The 18,044-nt window shown below is 65.7% G+C and carries 26 protein-coding genes; 25 read left to right on the top strand and 1 reads right to left on the bottom strand.

Translation table 11 applies throughout. The annotated features are described in order from the left end of the window. Positions 1-2,804 precede the first annotated feature (2,804 nt). From AAFO60_RS10470 to AAFO60_RS10400, 15 genes are all read left to right on the top strand, one after another. Positions 2,805-3,155: a DUF3085 domain-containing protein gene (locus tag AAFO60_RS10470; protein WP_347956141.1), complete on the top strand. Its 351-nt coding sequence runs from the start codon at positions 2,805-2,807 to the stop codon at positions 3,153-3,155. A 415-nt stretch (positions 3,156-3,570) separates the two neighbouring features. Continuing rightward, positions 3,571-3,807 carry a hypothetical protein gene (locus AAFO60_RS10465; protein ID WP_347956140.1) on the top strand — a complete coding sequence of 79 codons (237 nt, stop codon included), beginning with the start codon at positions 3,571-3,573 and terminating at the stop codon, positions 3,805-3,807. A 310-nt stretch (positions 3,808-4,117) separates the two neighbouring features. Continuing rightward, positions 4,118-4,405, top strand: coding sequence for a hypothetical protein (locus tag AAFO60_RS10460; protein ID WP_347956139.1), 288 nt, complete (start codon positions 4,118-4,120; stop codon positions 4,403-4,405). A 110-nt stretch (positions 4,406-4,515) separates the two neighbouring features. After that, positions 4,516-5,013 (top strand): DUF3145 family protein, encoded by a 498-nt coding sequence (locus tag AAFO60_RS10455; protein WP_347956138.1) that lies wholly within the window; start codon positions 4,516-4,518, stop codon positions 5,011-5,013. Positions 5,014-5,185: 172 nt separating this feature from the next. Beyond that, positions 5,186-5,896: a hypothetical protein gene (locus AAFO60_RS10450; RefSeq protein WP_347956137.1), complete on the top strand. Its 711-nt coding sequence runs from the start codon at positions 5,186-5,188 to the stop codon at positions 5,894-5,896. After that, on the top strand, positions 5,893-6,567 hold the full coding sequence (locus AAFO60_RS10445; RefSeq protein ID WP_347956136.1) for an RES family NAD+ phosphorylase: 675 nt from the start codon (positions 5,893-5,895) through the stop codon (positions 6,565-6,567). The genes AAFO60_RS10450 and AAFO60_RS10445 overlap by 4 nt, the downstream gene beginning before the upstream one ends. Positions 6,568-6,778: 211 nt before the next feature. Beyond that, complete coding sequence (locus AAFO60_RS10440; protein ID WP_347956135.1) at positions 6,779-7,243, top strand: hypothetical protein; 465 nt, start codon at positions 6,779-6,781, stop codon at positions 7,241-7,243. A 148-nt stretch (positions 7,244-7,391) separates the two neighbouring features. Then, on the top strand, positions 7,392-7,658 hold the full coding sequence (locus tag AAFO60_RS10435) for a hypothetical protein (protein ID WP_347956134.1): 267 nt from the start codon (positions 7,392-7,394) through the stop codon (positions 7,656-7,658). 255 nt (positions 7,659-7,913) lie between these two features. Further along, entirely contained in the window at positions 7,914-8,429 is a 516-nt protein-coding gene (locus AAFO60_RS10430; protein WP_347956133.1) for a hypothetical protein, read from the top strand. Between the two features lie 29 nt (positions 8,430-8,458). Further along, on the top strand, positions 8,459-8,650 hold the full coding sequence (locus tag AAFO60_RS10425) for a hypothetical protein (RefSeq protein ID WP_347956132.1): 192 nt from the start codon (positions 8,459-8,461) through the stop codon (positions 8,648-8,650). Positions 8,651-8,903: 253 nt separating this feature from the next. Then, positions 8,904-9,167 carry a hypothetical protein gene (locus AAFO60_RS10420; protein WP_347956131.1) on the top strand — a complete coding sequence of 88 codons (264 nt, stop codon included), beginning with the start codon at positions 8,904-8,906 and terminating at the stop codon, positions 9,165-9,167. 68 nt (positions 9,168-9,235) lie between these two features. After that, on the top strand, positions 9,236-9,580 hold the full coding sequence (locus tag AAFO60_RS10415; RefSeq protein WP_347956130.1) for a hypothetical protein: 345 nt from the start codon (positions 9,236-9,238) through the stop codon (positions 9,578-9,580). Between the two features lie 285 nt (positions 9,581-9,865). After that, on the top strand, positions 9,866-10,318 hold the full coding sequence (locus AAFO60_RS10410) for a hypothetical protein (protein WP_347956129.1): 453 nt from the start codon (positions 9,866-9,868) through the stop codon (positions 10,316-10,318). After that, positions 10,311-10,631 carry a hypothetical protein gene (locus tag AAFO60_RS10405; RefSeq protein ID WP_347956128.1) on the top strand — a complete coding sequence of 107 codons (321 nt, stop codon included), beginning with the start codon at positions 10,311-10,313 and terminating at the stop codon, positions 10,629-10,631. Before AAFO60_RS10410 ends, AAFO60_RS10405 begins: the two co-directional genes overlap by 8 nt. Positions 10,632-10,767: 136 nt before the next feature. Then, positions 10,768-11,682, top strand: coding sequence for a hypothetical protein (locus AAFO60_RS10400; protein ID WP_347956127.1), 915 nt, complete (start codon positions 10,768-10,770; stop codon positions 11,680-11,682). Positions 11,683-11,794: 112 nt separating this feature from the next. Here AAFO60_RS10400 and AAFO60_RS10395 read toward each other — a convergent pair whose 3' ends face one another. Continuing rightward, positions 11,795-12,553, bottom strand: a complete 759-nt coding sequence (locus tag AAFO60_RS10395; protein ID WP_347956126.1) for a hypothetical protein — start codon at positions 12,551-12,553, stop codon at positions 11,795-11,797. A 515-nt stretch (positions 12,554-13,068) separates the two neighbouring features. Between AAFO60_RS10395 and AAFO60_RS10390 the strand changes: the two genes are divergently transcribed. The 10 genes from AAFO60_RS10390 to AAFO60_RS10345 all read left to right on the top strand — a co-directional run bounded on the left by AAFO60_RS10390 (position 13,069) and on the right by AAFO60_RS10345 (position 17,810). Continuing rightward, entirely contained in the window at positions 13,069-13,311 is a 243-nt protein-coding gene (locus AAFO60_RS10390; protein ID WP_347956125.1) for a hypothetical protein, read from the top strand. Continuing rightward, positions 13,296-13,517 carry a hypothetical protein gene (locus AAFO60_RS10385; protein WP_347956124.1) on the top strand — a complete coding sequence of 74 codons (222 nt, stop codon included), beginning with the start codon at positions 13,296-13,298 and terminating at the stop codon, positions 13,515-13,517. Before AAFO60_RS10390 ends, AAFO60_RS10385 begins: the two co-directional genes overlap by 16 nt. Positions 13,518-13,634: 117 nt before the next feature. After that, a complete protein-coding gene (locus AAFO60_RS10380; protein WP_347956123.1) occupies positions 13,635-13,991 on the top strand; it encodes a hypothetical protein in 357 nt (118 codons plus the stop codon). Between the two features lie 135 nt (positions 13,992-14,126). Beyond that, positions 14,127-14,549 carry a hypothetical protein gene (locus AAFO60_RS10375; protein ID WP_347956122.1) on the top strand — a complete coding sequence of 141 codons (423 nt, stop codon included), beginning with the start codon at positions 14,127-14,129 and terminating at the stop codon, positions 14,547-14,549. Between the two features lie 217 nt (positions 14,550-14,766). Then, positions 14,767-15,039 carry a hypothetical protein gene (locus AAFO60_RS10370; protein WP_347956121.1) on the top strand — a complete coding sequence of 91 codons (273 nt, stop codon included), beginning with the start codon at positions 14,767-14,769 and terminating at the stop codon, positions 15,037-15,039. A 93-nt stretch (positions 15,040-15,132) separates the two neighbouring features. Further along, positions 15,133-15,552, top strand: coding sequence for a DUF6283 family protein (locus AAFO60_RS10365; protein ID WP_347956120.1), 420 nt, complete (start codon positions 15,133-15,135; stop codon positions 15,550-15,552). A 338-nt stretch (positions 15,553-15,890) separates the two neighbouring features. Continuing rightward, positions 15,891-16,247 (top strand): hypothetical protein, encoded by a 357-nt coding sequence (locus AAFO60_RS10360; RefSeq protein ID WP_347956119.1) that lies wholly within the window; start codon positions 15,891-15,893, stop codon positions 16,245-16,247. A gap of 254 nt (positions 16,248-16,501) precedes the next feature. Further along, positions 16,502-16,711 (top strand): hypothetical protein, encoded by a 210-nt coding sequence (locus AAFO60_RS10355; RefSeq protein WP_347956118.1) that lies wholly within the window; start codon positions 16,502-16,504, stop codon positions 16,709-16,711. Between the two features lie 112 nt (positions 16,712-16,823). Further along, positions 16,824-17,120 carry a hypothetical protein gene (locus AAFO60_RS10350; protein WP_347956117.1) on the top strand — a complete coding sequence of 99 codons (297 nt, stop codon included), beginning with the start codon at positions 16,824-16,826 and terminating at the stop codon, positions 17,118-17,120. A 234-nt stretch (positions 17,121-17,354) separates the two neighbouring features. Next, entirely contained in the window at positions 17,355-17,810 is a 456-nt protein-coding gene (locus AAFO60_RS10345) for a hypothetical protein (protein ID WP_347956116.1), read from the top strand. Positions 17,811-18,044 lie beyond the last annotated feature (234 nt).

Raw genomic sequence — 18,044 nt, 5'->3', positions numbered from 1 at the left:
GGCGCGGGTGTGGCGGCGGCGGGCGGCGCGGCGGGGAGCGCAGCGAGCCGCGATCTGATTGGGGACAAGATTTGCACCCGTGGGTTCGGGCTGTCGCTGAGCACAGGCTCTGGCGAGGGCGGGGCGCGACCGCACTCGATTGGGGACAAGGACGTCGGCACAGTGGCGTCGGGTCAGGGGGCGCGGGGCTGACGGAGTTTGGGGTGCCGGCATGCGCCTCGTTGGGTTGTGGGTGTGTTGGGTTCGAACCCATGGGTTCAGGCTGTGGCCGGGGACTGGAGCAGATCAGTCCGCCTGGTCTGGCATCTCGATTCCTGGTCGACGGCCGCCGCCGTCGCGCGGTAGGTGTTGGGGACAGCAATCATTCGTGAGGTTCAGATGCGACCCGCGCCATGGTCGATCGGCCGCCCGGTCGGCAGGGCTCGATCTCGGCGTGTGGGTTGGGGACAAGACGATCCGGTGGGTGGGAGGCCTTGTTGTCGCGGTCAGTGGCGGGAGACGGCCAGCAGTCCTGCGGTGGAAGATGCCGCGAACTCGTCTGTCGACGGTGCCGAGAGGTCGGGTCAACCGACGACAGATGTTCGGGGACTGGAGCAGGTCCATTCCGCTGGCGGGCCTGGTTCCCGGTGGGGTTGGTTCCTCGAGGGCGGAGGCGGCGAATCGACCGTCGGCGGGCACATCGAGTTCCCGCGCGAGTCCCGCTGCGGCGATTGCTGTCCGCATCGAGGAGCCCTGGCCGGCGGAATCATCGACCGCGCCGAACCGGGGACGATCTGGATCGACTCGGGCAGCGGTGGCCTGGCCGTCTGGTGGCCGCACCCACGGACCGGAGAGAACCCATCGAACTGCTCTAACCAATCGCAGACGACGACTCCTAGTAGACCAGTCCGCGACGGAGTGGCAGAAGCGCATTCGATCCCGGTATCGTCACCGCAGCACCTACTCTCCCTCGCAGGGCTGCACGGACGACGGAATGTCTCACCCGCGGCCCGACCGGGGGGAATCAGCCATCGACGGGAAGTCCCAGCACTATGACCCTTCGTCGACTTGGGCGTGTCAATTCCCTCGACGGTCTCCTCGCGCACGACTCCCTCTACCCAGCCGAGGCGACGTGCATGCACCCCGACTGCAGCAATCTGTGCCACCACCGGCCGGACGGTCGCGGTCGAGCCCGACTGTTCTGTTCGAAACCCTGCGCCACGGACTACTCGCAGTGCCGGCAGGCCCTCCTCGCCGAGCTCGCTGCGATCGATGCCGTAGTCGCCGATCTTCCACGATCGAGCAACGACGCCGTCGCGCTGCGACGCCAACGCTCTCGAGTGCTGTGGATCCTGGCCCGGTACGGCGGAGAACCAGCCACGACCCCGTGACGAACGTAGGTGTGGGGACCCCACATCAGTGATGCTGTGAGCACTTAGTGGGTGTGGGTTCGCACCCGTGGGTTCAGGCTGTCGCCGCAGAATCGATGACGAGCTGCACTCCACAGCAGCGGCGTCATCCAGCCCGTGTACGAGCTGAACTGTCCGGTGCGGAGGGGCGACCCTGCTGGTGAAGTCGACCGCCGCCGCCCTCCAGACGCTGAGTGCCGCACGGCGGCGAGTCGATTCGAGTTGGCCGCGGGAAGCGCGAGTGGCGCGAGAAATTGGGGACAAGACTGACGCCTGTTGTTCGGTAGCAGATTCCTCGAGTGACGTGCGTGCCCGAGCGGCGGGTTCGCACCCGTGGGTTCGAGCTGTCGCTCAAGCCGCCGCAAGGGGATCGCCGCCGCCGTGGATGAGGTCAACAAGGGCAGGCCGAGGGACTCGAATGGTTCGCCCAGTACGCTGATCGGCAGGCGGGGCCTCCTTGTGTCGGGACCCGGAGGAGTCGGTGTATCGCCTCGCTGACGCCAGCGCCATTGAGCAGACCAGGGCCGGTTGGGAGGCCAAGCGCCATGATGATTCCCGGACTGGGTCGCGCCAGCTCGGTCGAGGACCTCATCTCCCACGACTCGCTCTACCCAGCGACCGCCACTTGCATGCACCCCGACTGCACCGATCTATGCCATTACCCGACGAACGCTCAGGGGCGTCGCCAGTTGTTCTGCTCGAAGCGGTGCACCACTGACTACTCGCAACGTCGCCAGTTGTTCCTCAACGAGCTCGGGGCGATCGACGCAGCTGTGACTGATCTGCCCCGATGGGGCAACAGCGCCATTCAGCTGCGACGCCAACGCTCTCGAGTGCTCTGGCACCTGGCCCGATACGGCGGAGAACCGGTCACAGCTCCGTGATGAATGTAGGTACGGGGACCACAAATCGGAGATGGTGTGAGCCGTTGGTGGGTGTGGGTTCGCACCCGTGGGTTCAGGCTGTCGCTACCGCCGCGATTACGCCAACCTCACCGGTGGGGGCCGAAGATGATCGAGTATCCCGCGGCCGTCGATCCTCCAGTGATGCGGCCGGCGAGTTCGCGATCGATGATCACGTACCCTTGCATTCGTGCGGGCTGCCGGGGCCTGGACGTGACGCCAACGTAAGACCTCGCTTCGGCTGAGGGCCGCCAGAAGCCTCGCAGTCCGCACCTCGTTCTCGAGCCGGACGTCGTCGCCCTCGCACGCCGCTTTCCGACTCGATGCGGTGCAATGGCAGAGACCTGGCACATCCCAGGTCACCACTATCCTGTCCGCCCCACATGGCAGGCGGATCCCCTCCTACGTAGTAGGCCGGGTGCCGCACGGATTCGAACGCCCGCGATCTCCTGGAGGTGCTCACACCTCGACTGAGGCCGGGGACAACGGTCGCCGGTCGGATAAGGGAAAGATCATGACATTGCGTTTCAAGGCCAAGGATTTGGCGCCGGTCGTCGCGGAGGCGGTCGCCACGAAGTCTCAACTGGTGTTCGCCAAGGACGAAGGCGTGTACTTCTTCGCTCGCGGCGGGGAAATCGTCGACGGTGCCCGCAAGCACATCGCGTACGCGGTCGGCTGCAACCCGAACGTCGACGACTTCGACGACTGGTGGGAACGGGCACGCCGGGAACTTGGCGGCGACGACTTCGGTGAGTACTTCGACGCCGACGGCCCCGTGTTCAATGCGATCCGGCAGGGCACCCATCACTTGGAGATCAAGGCGAGCCCCGATTCCCTCGAGCTGTTCGCGGTGCCCACCCGCTAGACCCCACCGCTGCCCCGCACCGCCGCCAGGAGGTGCGGGGCACGACTGTCGACGCACCCGGCCTGTCGACGATTCAGCGATTGGGGACAAAGAATGCGATGTGTGGTTCGTGCTGGTTGGGTGTTCTCGATGCGTCTCCAGGGCTGGGTTCGAACCCGTGGGTTCAGGCTGTCGGGTGCCGAATGCCGTCAGGGGCGATCGAGAAGGCCGACATCAAGAATAATGTGTGAGGTAGATCACATTAGAGATTTTCTACGGAGTGGCATGTCGTTGACCTGGCGACTTGCGCTCATATGATATGTATAGGCCCCAGTCCACCGGGGGGCTGTGGACGAGTGAACCCTGATCAAGACGCCGCCAAACTGCCGCTTGATTCGGCCTAGAACTGGCATTCGCTCGCGCCTACGTTGTGCTCATGAAATTCAAATTTTTCAAGCACAAGCACACTCCGGCCTCGACTGACAATGAGATCCCCGGTGACCCGACAACCGGCACGAAGCTCTTCTGCGGAGAACACTTCGACGTCGCTTACTGGGAAAAGACCGGCACCGCCACAGACGGCGACGGGAGGCTCGCGGGTGTTTACAAATGCCCGACGTGTTCGCACGTCCTGTGGGATACCGAAAAGGAGTTCCGCGAAAGCCTCTGCTGACATCCCGTGCGGCCCGAGCCCACTGCCAGAGCTCCATCTCGGCCAACCGCTATCGGTTGCGTCGTTCGGCAGCAAACAGGCACCGTCGTCGCCACCACCCCGATGAGTTGAACGCCAGTACCGATGGACAGAACCGTCCATCGGTACTGGCGTGCTCGCTGTCCGCATCCTTCGGTAGGCCGGCCAGCGGTTCGTCGAGGTCAAGGGAGATCGTCGTGCGGTGCGGCAGGTTTCGAGTGCCGCGCCCTCCGCCGGTGGCTCGGCATCGTATGAGGCAACACCCCGACCGCCCCACACGAAGGAGCTCCCGATGACCGCGACCGCAACGCCCACTCCGGTCGTCCGACTCGATCACGTCGACGTTCCCGCGGACGCCGGCTTCGACGCTCGCTACCCCCACGGGTCGGACGAGCGCTACGAGTGGACGTTGCGGTCGGCTCGGAACGCAGCTGAGCGACGCCGTGCGGCGAAGCGGCGTGCCGAGGAGGAAGCGCGGCGTGCGGCGCGGAAAGCCGAGAACGACGCCGCCAACATCGCAGCGCGCGCCCGGATGGGTGCGAGCTTGGACGGCTACGTTTTCGGCAACGAGTTCCGCTAGAGCGTTGCCAGCGATGCTGCCGCAGTCATCAGGGATGAGTCGGCAGCGTCGCCAACAGGCCGCGATACCAGATCGCGGACCACCACCCCACCGACGAAGGAGACATCATCATGGGTGACCGAACGCCTCTGCAGCTGCAGATCGTCGCCTGCCCCACTGCTCAGGCTGCAGCAGTCCTGGAGATCATCGACGCCTACAACCTCGTCCTCGACGCCGACGGCGACGGCGATCACGGTGTTCTGCGGCTCGGAGAGAAGTATGTGGACGCCGAGGCGCGTTGCGGGTCGGCGGAGGAAGTCGCCTCCAGACTGCATGAAGCAGCCCCCGACGCATCGTGGGAATGCTGGGAAGACCCCAAGTACGAGTGGCTCGGCAACCTCTACCAGTTCACCCCCGAACTGGGTCTGTTCACCGCCGAGTGCGACGGCGAAGGACAGCCGCGGTTCACCGCGTCAGAAGTCCGTCAGTTCACAAACATGGCCGCGGCTGGTCAGGACGTCGACCTCGCGCGTGCGCTCGGGGAGCTGCACGCGCAGTTCCTCGCCAAGAAGATCGAGCAGGCCAAGACCGGGGACCGTGACCGCATCGCCGTCCCCGCCGAGGACTGAGGCCCCGTACGGTCGGTCGCCGCGCTGGTTGGCCGACCGCACGGGAGTCGCCGTGTCCGTCGACTGTCCGGCAGTTCCTCCTGGACGTGCGCTGATTCACGATGCCGGCAACCCTCGACCCAGGGGCTAACGTCAATTAGAATGGAAGCACCGCCGTTAGTTAGGAGTCGTGATGAGTAGCCCGACACAAGTCCGCGACCAGTCGCAGAAGCCCGCATCCAGCCGAGGCATGAAAGCACTCGACGAACTGGTCCGGGCACCGCTCCTCACCGGCAAGGACTCCCATGAGGAGCTCATCGCCATCGTGTCGAACCTTCATCAGCTCGAAGCGATGACGAACGTTCCCCTGTCGGAGTTCCTCACGATCCTGACTACGAGCCAGGAGTCGGCGGCGACACCGAAATCAGCGTCGCAAACGCTCACTGCCGAACAGGAAGCTGCACTGCGTGCAGCGGGCTCGTTCGTTGACGAGATGCCGCCGGCCGCGGAGCGTGCATCCACGCTCGCACTGCAAAGGACCAGGGAACTTCTGGCAACAGCACTCACAACAGAGCAGGCTGCCGAACGACTCGATGTGTCGACCGGACGGATCCGGCAGCGGTTGACCAAGCGAAGCCTGCTCGCGATGAAAGTCGGGACTGGACATCGACTCCCCTCCTTCCAATTCACCGGTGACGGTGAGGTCCCCGGCTGGGCTCAGGTAGCTCCCGTGTTCCCGGAGTCGGCACACCTGACCGCGGTCGCCTACTTCATGCAGCACCCGCACTCGGATCTGACCGTCGTTGGAGAGCCGGTCTCGCCGATCACGTGGCTGACCGGCGGCGGTGACCCCGAACCGCTGCTAGGAATGATCACCACCGCGTTTCAAGAGCATGCCTCGTGACCGAACACCTCTCACCCCCGGACACGTCCCGCTTCCCCGACCTCGACGACCAGTACGTGCGAACCCTCGACACCACGGTGACGATCGGCCGCATCTACTTCGCTGGCGGACCGTATCCGGGGATGTGGGACCAATTCCGGTCATTCGGTCCCACCAAGTCACGGTTCGACCATCACCAAGCACCACCTACCGTGCATGCCGATCGCGCCATCATGTACCTCGCTCCCGCACTCGCCGACGCCCGAGGACGTCTGACCTCATCGCTGGAAACCGCACTCGTGGAATGCTTCCGCGACACTGGCACCGTCGACGCCCGCACCGACCTGCCCTACTTTGTGACCTTCACACACACTCGCCCACTACGGCTCCTCGACGTCGCCGACAGCGACTGGATCACCACTGCCGGCGGTAACGCCGCCATCTCCAGCGGCACCCGAGACATTGCCCGCCAGTGGTCCACCGCCATCTACGAGCACTACCCTGCCGACGACATCGACGGCTTGGTCTACACCAGCTCCAACATGCCCGCCAACCGCGCTATCGCCCTCTACGAACGCGGTGCCGACGCACTGCCCGACCGGCCGACCTTCAACGAGCCTCTCGACCACATCGGGCTGCGGCCCGCGATTGAACAGTTCGCCTACCGCGTCGGTCTCAGCCTCATCACCTGACGCCCAGGCCCCGTCCTCCGGTGATCACTTCTCCGCGCAGACCGGACAGGGCTGTCCGCTGCCGGTCTGGCCGGAGGCACTCAGCACACGCACCGAGGTGATAGCTAGACGAGGAACGATGCCGCGCGACCTGCGCCCCTGCTGGAACCGTCTCCATCGACACCGCGAGCGCTGAACGGCAGCGCCCGTACGATCGAGATGGAGCACCCCGATGAACAGCGCCGACTTTGACTTCGTTCCGACCTCCGACGTCGCCCGCCGTGGTGACTTCGTCGCCATCGTCAACTCCTACGGCGTCGGCACCTACAACGGCAACGGCGCCATCGTCACCGCGGTTCGTCTCGGGGTGATCACCAACATCTCCCGTAGCGGTGAGATCCGCGGTTGGCGTGACTTCGATGCCGATCGCGTCTACAAGGGTTCCGCTCTGGCCGACTACCAGTTCCTGTTCGTGCCGGCTGCCGACTACGACATCGACGCCCTCTGCGCTGCCTACATTGCTCGCGATGAGTACGCGTTCAACCGTGGCTGGCGCTCCCAGGCCGAAATGAATCACCTGCCCGCCCGCGTCGCCCGCGCGATGCGCGACCGCAAGCCGCCGACGCCCGCCGCCATCATCGAGTGCCGTGACTTCCTGCTCGCGCACCAGGTGGCCGAGCATGGATCGGTCGCCTGAGCGGGACCCCTCACTGCCGCGTATGCCGGTCGTCCGCTGCCCGAGTACACCGCAGCAGCATCCGCCCACAGGCCGCCGCAGCCGCCATGTACCGATTGGTTCCTGTCACGACATGGGGAACACTTCCCAACTGGAATGGAGACAACGAATGCGCACGCTCACCACCACGCCCCACACCGGTGAGGCCGACCAAGATCGGCACGCCGTGACGCTCACCGCCACCGAAGACTCACGCTGGGGAACGACAACGATGGATGGTGACCTGGAGCCCGATCCGCTGCCGTGGGTTCACGTCAGCGGCGAACGCACAGCGGACCCGCACGCTCCCGGAGCCCCACAGGGCGGCTACACCTACAGTCCGCGAGGCGGCTTCAGCGACTACCCGAATCGGTACATCAGCACCCGCCACCGATAGGCCTGCACCGCAGACGCGCTCGGGCGATACGCGCCGACCGAAACAGGCCCCAGACGCTGCCCATGACGGCAGCAACTGGGGCCTGACTCATCCGAAGCCGCGATCGCCGCTGGACTGTCCGGGACCACCATCAGCCAGACGTCGGCCCACCTGGGCATCCACACCGGAAGAAGCAGGCCCAGTGCCGCGCCCTCACGCACCCCGACGTCACTGTTGATTCATCACCTGATCACCCCAACCACCCGGAGGCACCCCGTGAGCATCACCTTCTTCCCCGAGATGGCGCCGGTTGTCGGATACCAGCTGCGCGACTTCTGCGACGGACGATCCGAGACGTTCAGCACCTACGAAGCAGCGTGCGAAGCGCTCGCCGACCTTCGTGCGACCGGCGGCACCCTGCCAGGCTGCACTGACCCCGACGAGGCCGCCTCGCTCGGTGGCCCCTCCGTCGACGTGCTGACCGCTGACGACGGCACCGAACCCGAAGTGCGGGTCACCAACCAGAACGCCCGCACTCTCCTGCCGACCCTCGGCATCACCGAAGACTGCGGGACGATGGACGCCGAACAGTTCCTCGGCGCCGTACTGCTGGCGCAGGCTCTCACCCCGACCGACGAGGGCATCCCCGTACAGGTCGCCTACGGCCCCGACGGCTGCATTGCCGCCGTCAACTGCGGCCGCCCCGCCGGCTACCTCGACGAGCGGCTCACACAGCTCGAAGAGGTCGCAACCTGGGCCATTGGCCGCGGCCGCCGCGTCTGCTGGTCCTAACCCATTCCCCCGAACGGACGGAGAACCTCATGCCCACCACACCGCGACCTCGGCGTCGACTCCCACCCCGACCGAGTGACCACGTCGACACCTGCCTGCACCGCACATTCCGCGAGCTGACGCCCGGCGTCATGGTCTGCCTGTGCGGCCTCAACCTCGACGAAACCCGGCGGCGCGTACAGGAATCGCAGCCCACCACCGGCGAACTGAACAAGGGCTGACCGACACCGGGCCGGCAGCGATCAGCGAAATACGCGATCGCGGCCAGGACCGGTCTCACCGGGCAGTGAGCTGTCCGCCATCAGCAATCGCGGGCTGGGGTCATGTTCCTGCACAGTGGGGCATCGTCCCTGCATCTCGGCCCGCCATCAGCGTCGGCACTAGGGCACTGCGGTGCCGCACCACGAGATGCCCGGTCGGCAGCCTGAACCTCGCAGACACCATCACCACCGACACCTACGGAGGGAACAGACCATGGCCGAGGACGAAATGAACCCAGCAGACCGGGAAGGTTCGACGAGCATCAGCGTCGACATCGTCGATACCGACAGCCTGTACCGGGCATACAGGGAACTGGACATCACGCGCGGCTACGTCGACGGGTCGACCACACCGATCTCGATCGTCCTCAGCACCCGCCACCCGCGCCGGCGCGCCACGATCGGAGACACCGTCACCCGCCACAACGACGGAACGCTCACCGTCGCAAAAACTCCTCCCCAGGACGGCCTGTGGTAACCCAGGAGACGGCCAGAACGGTGACCGCAACACGAGCTGGCGACAGCGAACACGATCGGAGATCCCGCATGATCACCTACCCACAGCACCTCGCCGAGCATCGGTGGGCAAGCATCTACCAGGGGTGCGAATGCCAACGCCCCTGGGACACTCCGCCCGCCGAGCCGATGGACCAGGACGACCACGACCGCCACGTCGCCGCCACCTGGCGTCAGACCCGCACGGTGCGGACCGCCGACGACCTCGCCGAGCTCCCCGACGGGTCGATCTACATCTCCGACAGCCACAGTCTCGCCGAGCAAAAGATCGTGAGCGTGTGGTTCGCGGCCGGATGCGCCGAACCATTCGAGCCGTCCCTGCCTGGCGTGGTCATCCACCGCCCGGACCTGGACGACCTCACCGACGATGAGTGACCATCTCGACCTGTTCACCATGGACTGGGACGTCGCCGTCGACCGGCGGCGTGCGCCCGCCGCAACACCAGACCCGGAATGAGAAGCGCGGACCCAGCCGCTAGCTGGGTCCGCGCCGTGCGCGTGTCTTCCCCACGCGCACCGAAGAATCTAGCAGCACCCACCGACACCCTGTCCGCCTCGGCGCCACCGGTCGATCCGTGCTCGAGGTGCCGGACACGGTGACCTGTCGTGGGGAATCACGACTGCCACACTCGCAGTGCCCGAACTGCACAAGGAGGCTCGATGCCGTCACCTCTCCCACCCCCGACTGATGATCGACGCACGCCAGCGCGTGAGCTCAGCCGATTCCTCGCCGGCCACCAGTACGAGGGTGTCTCCTGGCGCGAAGGGCAGGCCGGATTCCGACTGAGATGCTCCTGCGGGCACGCCAGCGAACGACTGTCCTCCCTGCTGACCGCAGACCAGCTGCGCACCTACGACGACCCCGACTGGCACCTCGACCACCTCGACGACGCCCTCGCCATCGCAGGCCTTTCCTTCATCTCCAGGCCTGCCGTCGATGCGCCGACACCGGCATTGGTTCAGGCTGCCTATGTCGCCCAGGATGATCTGTCGCGGCCACCGGAACTGTGGGCGATAGCAGCCGCAGCCGAGGTCATCGGTGAATACATCGATGCCCAACACAACGATACTGTCCACGTCCTCGGTCACCCGGCAGGAGCCAGCGGTGAATGACCTGCCGAGCGCAGTGCAAACGAACCCGGAGTGTGGGGCGTGCCGCGCCGACACGCGTCTCGATGGTGACCGCTTCGTCTGCGAGGACTGCCGACTTCAGTTCGATCCAGACACGATGAACGCCGCGTACCTCGACAGCCTCGAATCAGCGTGCGGGCATCCCTGCGACAACTGGTGGCACGGCCCGGGCCGCATCAACCGCGGCGAAAGCTTCCACTGCCGACCGTGCACTCTTCCCGCCGGGCACACGTCGATGCACTGGCACGACTGCATGAAAGTCGACATCGCCGACGGCGTGAGCGCCGACGTCTGATCAAATTGGGGCACGCAGGGGGACAGGATTGAAGGAGACTTCGATGCGGTCATCGACCCACGTCAGGACTGTCGACAGCCGGGCCTGCTCACATGGGCCGGCGGCGGCACGCATGGACCAATCGGCGAGGTGAGCGATGCGTCCGCTGAGTGCTGTCCACCTTCCATCGATCCGCGATGCCCTCGTCGACAATCAGCGTCGGGCACTGCGCTACATGAACGATCTCCGAGCCACGACCGCGGACCCTCGTGTCCGTGCGCTCGTCGAATCGCAGCTTGAGCACGATGTCGACGCTCTTGCCCGGGCCTCCCTGTGGTGGATCACCGCCGACATGACCACCCTGGCCTGGCACACTGCCACCACATCCGAGGACCTCCCGGACTGGAAACCAGAACCGGAGCAACGGACCGGCCTGATCGTGTGGGAGCACGGCATCCCCCTTGAGGTCGAGCTCCCCGTCGACAACCCCCAGGCGCTGGCGGCCGCCGGCCGTGACGCTCCGCCGACCGACACCGTTGCCGTCACCGCGATCTCCTGGCACATTGACGAGGACCGCACCCGGCTGGCGTACTACACCGCAGACACCCGACTCACTGTCGGCACCGACACCGGGCAATGGGTGACACCCTGGCTGTCAACGCCGACACCACTGTTCCCGGTCCCGCACCCCACACCGCGGCCCGAGATCGACGCACTGCTGATGCGGCTCCTGTCCGCCACCATGCTGATCTCCGCTGAACCCACCGTCGCGATCACCCGGCCGGCATCGTGGGCGCACGATGTTCCCGCTAAGTCCAAACGTGACCGGCAGGTGCCCGCAGTCAAGGTTATCGCCCTCCGCGAGATTCCCGCACCTCACACCGGCCACGACGACGGGGACGGTGGCAGTCGCGAGTACACGCACCGCTGGATCGTCAACGACCACACCAGGACGTACTGGACTGGCCCCGGACGAACGGTGAAGGAAGAACGGTGGATCGCCCCGTACGTCGCTGGCCCCGCCGACCTCCCACTCCTGGTGAAGCAGACCGTCAGAATCTGGCGCCGCTGACGCGCACCGGAAGCCGTGAGAACGCAAACCGGCAGCGAGGCTGTCCGGTGGGCCGGTACGCGTCCCGGCCCGCAGCAGCGTCGTGCTGCGGGCCGGGTGTCGTTGGCGAAGATCAGCAGGCCGCCCACCCGAAGAACAACCACCCGGCGCGGGCTTTCCCCCGGGTCGCAGGGGCAGTCTGCTTGCGCGTGTGCACCTTCAGGGTGGCGGTCACCGACTTACCGGACACCGTCGCAGACACCAGCGGGTCGCCGTTGTCGCGGCGCGTGATCGCGATGATTTCCAACGACCGTTCGTAGGTGACACCGCTGCACCACACGCGCACCTGATCAGCGAGAGCCTGACGCGCTTCTGCCTGGCTGTTGTAGCCGCTGGCGAAGTCAGGCAGCTGCGGGTAGTGCGGATCGATGATGAAGTACCGCTTGACGGGCTTGCCGGTCGTTGCGTTCGCTCGAACTCGCGGGGACACCGCCAGCATCTCCTTGCCCTGAGCGTCTCGGACGACCTCATAGCGTTCAATCTGGTCGACCTTCAGTCGGAGTTGCTTGGCGATCGCAGCCGCCATCTCATGCCGATCGCGGAACACGTTGCCGGGGACGGTGATCGTGAGGTCGACCAACTCTCCTCGCTCGTAGACGGCGGGCGTCTCGGCCACCAGTGGGATCGCCTCGCACACATCCCACTTGTTGAGGTCATCGAGCCGCTGGTCGATCACCGTGCGAGCCTCAGCCATCGTCATCGGCTTCACGCCAGGGACGACACGAACCCCGTAGGTGGTGGCGATCGTGCCCGAGTAAGCACCGTGGCCCTCTTCGTGGGCCGCGTCGGCACAGGACTGCCGGTAGGCCGACTCCGCCGAATCAGTCGTCATCAGGATGGTCGTGAAATCGTGGGAACCCATAGCTACTGCCTCTCACCGTCGTTACGTGGACTGACTCAAGAAGACCAACCGGTAACCAGACGGCGCGGCACGACAACGGCGAGCTTCAGCAGCCAACTCAGGAAACCCCTTGAGAGACTTCTGCATCGGCGTTGTTCCGCTGCTACGACGACGACTTCGAGCTGCGTCCTGGGAACGAAGTCGAGCACCGAATGTCGGCCGGCTACACAGCGGTCATCCGCGACCGCCTCCGGGGCTCCTAGGCCAACGTCCGCACCGGAGACTGGATCATCGGCGGTGCCGACGACGCGTTCCAGGTATGTCGAGACGGAGAGTTCGCCGGAAAGTGCCGGTCAGTGACGTGCGACCGTCACGACTGTCCGTAGGCGGCGCGAGCGTCTGCAGCTCGACAGCGCAAGGTGACGCTGACTCGGTCTGCCGCAACAGCGCGTGAGGCGGTGGAAGGCTCGGCACCAACGAGACCAGACGACCAAGGAGGCAGTGCCATGAGCACAGTGACCACAACCACCGCACTGATTCAGACCGTCGAGACCGCGATCACCGAAGATGGCAATCGGCCGAACGAATCGGAGTTCGGCCACCGCGACGACTACCCGGTCCCGGAGTCGAACCGGAAGCGGATCATCGCTCGTGATGGACGCCCAACTGACGACGGCTGGGTGTACTCGGCACGCTTCATCAGCGACGACTGTTGGCGTCACCAGCGCATCCGGTGGGCGCAGTCATGAAGGGCATTCAGACTGACCGGATCGCGTGCGCGATCGAACTTCCCGGCGTCACTTCCCTCGCTCCAGTACTGCTGCTGATCGACGGCACCTACGCGTTCGACCCGAGCCTGAACCACAGTGCCCAGAAACAGGCGCGGGAGTGGGTGCGTCGTTGCGGAGACCGATTCCGCAACTACGTCGCCGCGGAAGGCCTGCTCGATCAGTAGACCTTGTGCTGGTCCGATGCGCGGCCGACGTCGTCGGCTCCTCCGCGGCGGTCCGGAGGAGCCGGCGGCAGGTGCAATAGAGTTCGACCAGCAGACGACACGGGAGGATCGACGGTCATGGTGGTGTGGGAGACGACAGCGGTGTTCGCGGTGATGACCTCGCTGGGCGGCTCGATCATCCTCGCGTGCTCATCGATCCCGGGTCTGACCGCCAGGGATGAGCATCGCGTGCGGAGGCTTGCTCACCTGGTGTGGGGCGTCGCCGGTGTTATCGCGGCGACCGGCATCGTCACCGCGATCATCCACCTTGCGAGCGACACGACGGAAGAGCATGGCGGTGCCGTTGCCGCGTTCGCGGACCTAATGGTCGGCGGGATCGTCATCTTCACCGTGACCATGATGCTGGGCCTGCACGGAGTATGGGCCGACCTCGCCTCGTGGCTGCGTAAGCAGTGCGAACCTCAGCAGCACTGACTGTCCGACTCTCTCGTCATTTCACGGGGGCGGCTGCTCGTCGCCGTGCCGCGACCTGTCGCCGGTGATCGCAAGACTGCAGGCAGCATCTTCGAGCGGGGCATCCGGCCGCGTTCCCTTCAGGAGGAGTCTCCTATGTCTGCTGTACCTGCGATCGTTCCCGCCCACCGCGGTGATCTCGTCTGCGTCGTCTCTGTCAGCGACGTCCCCAGCACTACCGGACCGGTCGTCGTCCAGACCTCGGTGCGACTGACGGTCGTCACCAACATCTCGCGATCGGGCGAGGTCCGCGGCTACCGCGAGATCGATGGCACCCACATCAAGCGTGTCGGGTCCGCTACCCGGGGGGAGCAGTATCTGCTCGTTCCCGCCTCCGCGGTTGACGTCGACGCCGCCGCGGCGAACTACGTGGCGCGTGGCACCTGGTTCGAGCGTTCCTGGACCTCGCAGGCCAGCCGTCGTGACGTTCAGCAGGGAGTGACGCCGGCGGCGATCGACGCTGCCCGCGAGTTCATCCGGCCGTTCCGGTTGGTGCAGGCCGACCAGACGAGCGCCTAGCGGTCTTTATCGAAGGACTCGCCGGCACGGGAGTGTCGGCGAGTCTGCCGAGCAGCCGACAGCTGTCCTGCCGGCGAGGATCGATCCCCGTCCCGGCCTGCGGTGTTCCTGCCTGTTGTGTGCGAGACGAGCCCCGGCTGTGCCGCGCCACCGACCGTGCGTGCGGAAATCTGTGGGCACTTCGGACGACAGACGAACACCAACACAAGGAGCCACGATGACCGCGACGATCGCCGACCGATACGAGCACCTGCAGGCGATGGCGACCTATCGCATGGAGTGGGGCGACCGCACCGTGACCACCGATGAAGGCCTCACCGTGATCAATGGCGTGCGCATCTGGGACCTGGCTACCGGCGACGAAGTCGACTTCGTCGACATCACCGAATGGGCGGACAACACCGAGATCAGCGACGCCCTCAAAGGCGCAGGCTACATCGCGCTCGGGCTGAAGTTCCTCCGGAAGGTCGCCGCAACCCCGAACCGTTGACCGGTAGGTCCTTGTGGCCGTACCGGCAGTAGACAATCGAGAGCACCCTATACACGCACGTAGCAATGGGGACCGGACAGGAATGGACCAATCATGAGCGTACGAGGCCCGGCACCGCGGCCATGTCAATCGTGCCCGTATCGGCGTGACGTTCCCGCAGGAGTGTGGGACGAATCCGAATACGCCAAACTGCGCCGCTACGACGCCGACACCGCAGATCAACCGACCGCAGCGTTCCAGTGTCACCAGTACGACGCCGGGGACACCGAGAGTCGACTGTGCGCTGGTTGGGTCGGCTGCCACGGCGGCGAGCTCCTCGCGTTGCGGCTGGCTGCAACTACCGGCGTACTCGCCGAGGTGGACATCGAAGCGACCTTCGACTACCAGTCGACGGTCCCGCTGTTCGAGTCAGGTGCAGCTGCGGCCGACCACGGGGTCAGCGAGGCCCCCGGCCCACATGCGCGAGCTTTGCAGGAGAAGGTGCTGCGCACTCGCAGCGACATCGTGGTCTGATGTTGCCTCGCAGCTGTAGTTCCGCCAGCGCGCGGCAACGGACACCTGGCAGATCAAGTTGTGATGCGGGACCTGAGCGATACTCCAAGCGCGGCCGACAGTCGGTGACCGTGAGTCCACGCCACTGGTAGACGCCCTTGCCGAAGCCCGGTGAGCACTCATCGAGTCATGGGTCAGCGTCGGCATTGTCAGCGGGGACTGTCCAGAGCGATGCTTCGGGCCCAGCGCAGTTGCAAGGTCGTGTCCCGCCTTGGTGTTCACCGTGCCGCGACCTCTGACCGGGGATTCATATGTTCGATGTGGCGGTCGGAGATACCGGCGGCTGGAAGGGAACTCCCATGGATGGTGTCGGCAACAAGGTCGAGCAGTGGCTCGCGCAGAGTTCGGTCACGTCGTACCTCGACGCTCACCCGCACCTGGTGCTGTTCTGCATCACCGTGATCGTGGCGATGCTCGTTGCAGCGTTGACGGCGATCTTCGTCGTCCAGATGTTGGAGCGGTTGGCTCGGCGGCGCATCACGCGGGCGATCACCGAGGTGGAGCAGCAGGTCGCTGCACGCACCACGGTGCCCGGACCGACGTTCCACGGCTGCGCGACGGCCCCCAAGCCTGACGATCAGGCACCGTACCCGCGGTTCGCTGACGAGGACGACGAGCCCGTCTACCTAGCAATCGTCGACGAGGACGCCAAGTAGACGTTCACGGTCCCGATGTAGGAGGAAGGTCCGGCGCATAGCAGCTGCGCCGGACCTTCCTGCTTCGCACGGTAGACGAAGACCTTCCTCGTGCGGTCTCCGGCGAACGGTTTCGCGGCTGAGCTGTCCGTCCATCACTGCAGATCACTCGCCGGCGGCGGCCCCGTAGAGTGCCGCGACGTCGGAGACCGCATTGCGAAAGTCGTTGGTGTCAGCAGGACACGCCCGCTGACAGACCCGAAGGAGACATCACGGTGGACGGACCGAACCACTACCTGCGCTCCAACCAGGCACTCGCCGACGCCAGGCACGCGCTTGTCGACGATGCGGACCCGGCGACCGCTACGGCGTGGGCGCAGATCGCAGCCGTCGAGGCGCAGCTCGCGCAGACGATGCTGGAGGCCGGGACGCTTTCCGACGGCCCGGACGCCGAGGACTGGAAGCTCGTCCGACTGAGCGCCTGAGCGCTACGCGCTCACGAGGGCGGCGACCTGATCGCGGGGTCGCCGCCCTCGTCTCTGGGGTCAGAGGAATGCCAGGTGACACCATTCGACCCACCACACACCAGGAGGGCAGTTGAATAACGCCAGACGAGTCCGGTTCGCCACGGCGTCCGCTGCGCTGGTCGCCGTCGCTCTGGCCGCGTGCGGGCAGTCACGCGAGGTCATCGACCGCACTGTGAAGGCTCCGGGCTGTACGTCCAGCGTGAGCATGATCGGCAAGGTGACAGTGCCGTCCCGTCGCTGTCACGGCCAGCAGTGGACGCTGACGCTCCGCAACTCCGACGGCAGCACCGAGGTCGCCACCGTCTCGGCTGAGGTCTACGCAGCCTGCCGAATCGGACTCACCTACCCGGACTGCGCGCCACAGTGACCAGCACCATCTCCTGCCGCCAGCTCGCACAGCCCGAGGCTCGGTTACCAGTGCCGGCGCAGCGCGGCTGTCCGCCCTGACCCCAGGGCGTCCTTCCCTGACCCCAGGGCGTCCTTCCCTGACCAGCCGTTCCGTTGCCTCTCGGGGCACTGCACGCTCCTCGAGTGCCGCGACCTGAATGGCCGTCGCGGGATTGTCGTTGCAGACCTTCACCGACGACCGCAGGAGTTCACGATGACCAGCACCACTGCCCCCGCCACGATCAGCATCGACGATGCGCGGCGCGCATTGCTCCGATTGGAGGAGGCCGTCAACGAGTTCCGGGCCGTCTACCTCGCCGAGTCCCTCGCTGCCAGCGGACTGCCGTCGATCGTGCGGCTCGTGTGGCTTCGTGACCTTTACACGACCGACGACGAACCGCGTGCATGGATCGTCCAAGACGACGAGGTCAATGACATCGACGACGCCGAGCATGTCGGTGTTGAGGTCAGCCGCCACACGGTCTTCGGTGCCACACTTCTGATGCTCTTGGCGGACGGTGACGAACCGGTCAGGCACCTCGCCGTCGGCAGCATCGAAGAGGTCGACAACCCTGACGGAGCATCGGGCTACGTCGCGCACATCAGCACCGGGTTCGCCCCGTCGGAGAGCGCGCAGCGTCTCGTCGCCGCCAACCTCCCCCAGAAGTAGCCAGGTCCGTTGGCCGCCGCTCCGTAGTCGGGGCGGCGGCCGACGCGAGCCAGATCGACGAAACGACAACGCCGATCGGGAAACACGCCAGAGAAGATGACCGCCGACAAAGAAGGAAGGACTACCACCGATGCCATCGCGCGCCCCTTCTGTGCCCAAGGCGCTGATCATCTGCTTGGACTGCGGAGAACAACGCATTCACATTGCGCGAGGACTGTGCCAGGCCTGCTACTG

It is taken from the genome of Gordonia aichiensis, from assembly GCF_039946255.1.
GTDB classification, from domain to species: domain Bacteria; phylum Actinomycetota; class Actinomycetes; order Mycobacteriales; family Mycobacteriaceae; genus Gordonia; species Gordonia aichiensis_A.
Note: the sequence above shows the minus strand (reverse complement) of the source record. Positions and strands in the feature narration are given on the sequence as shown.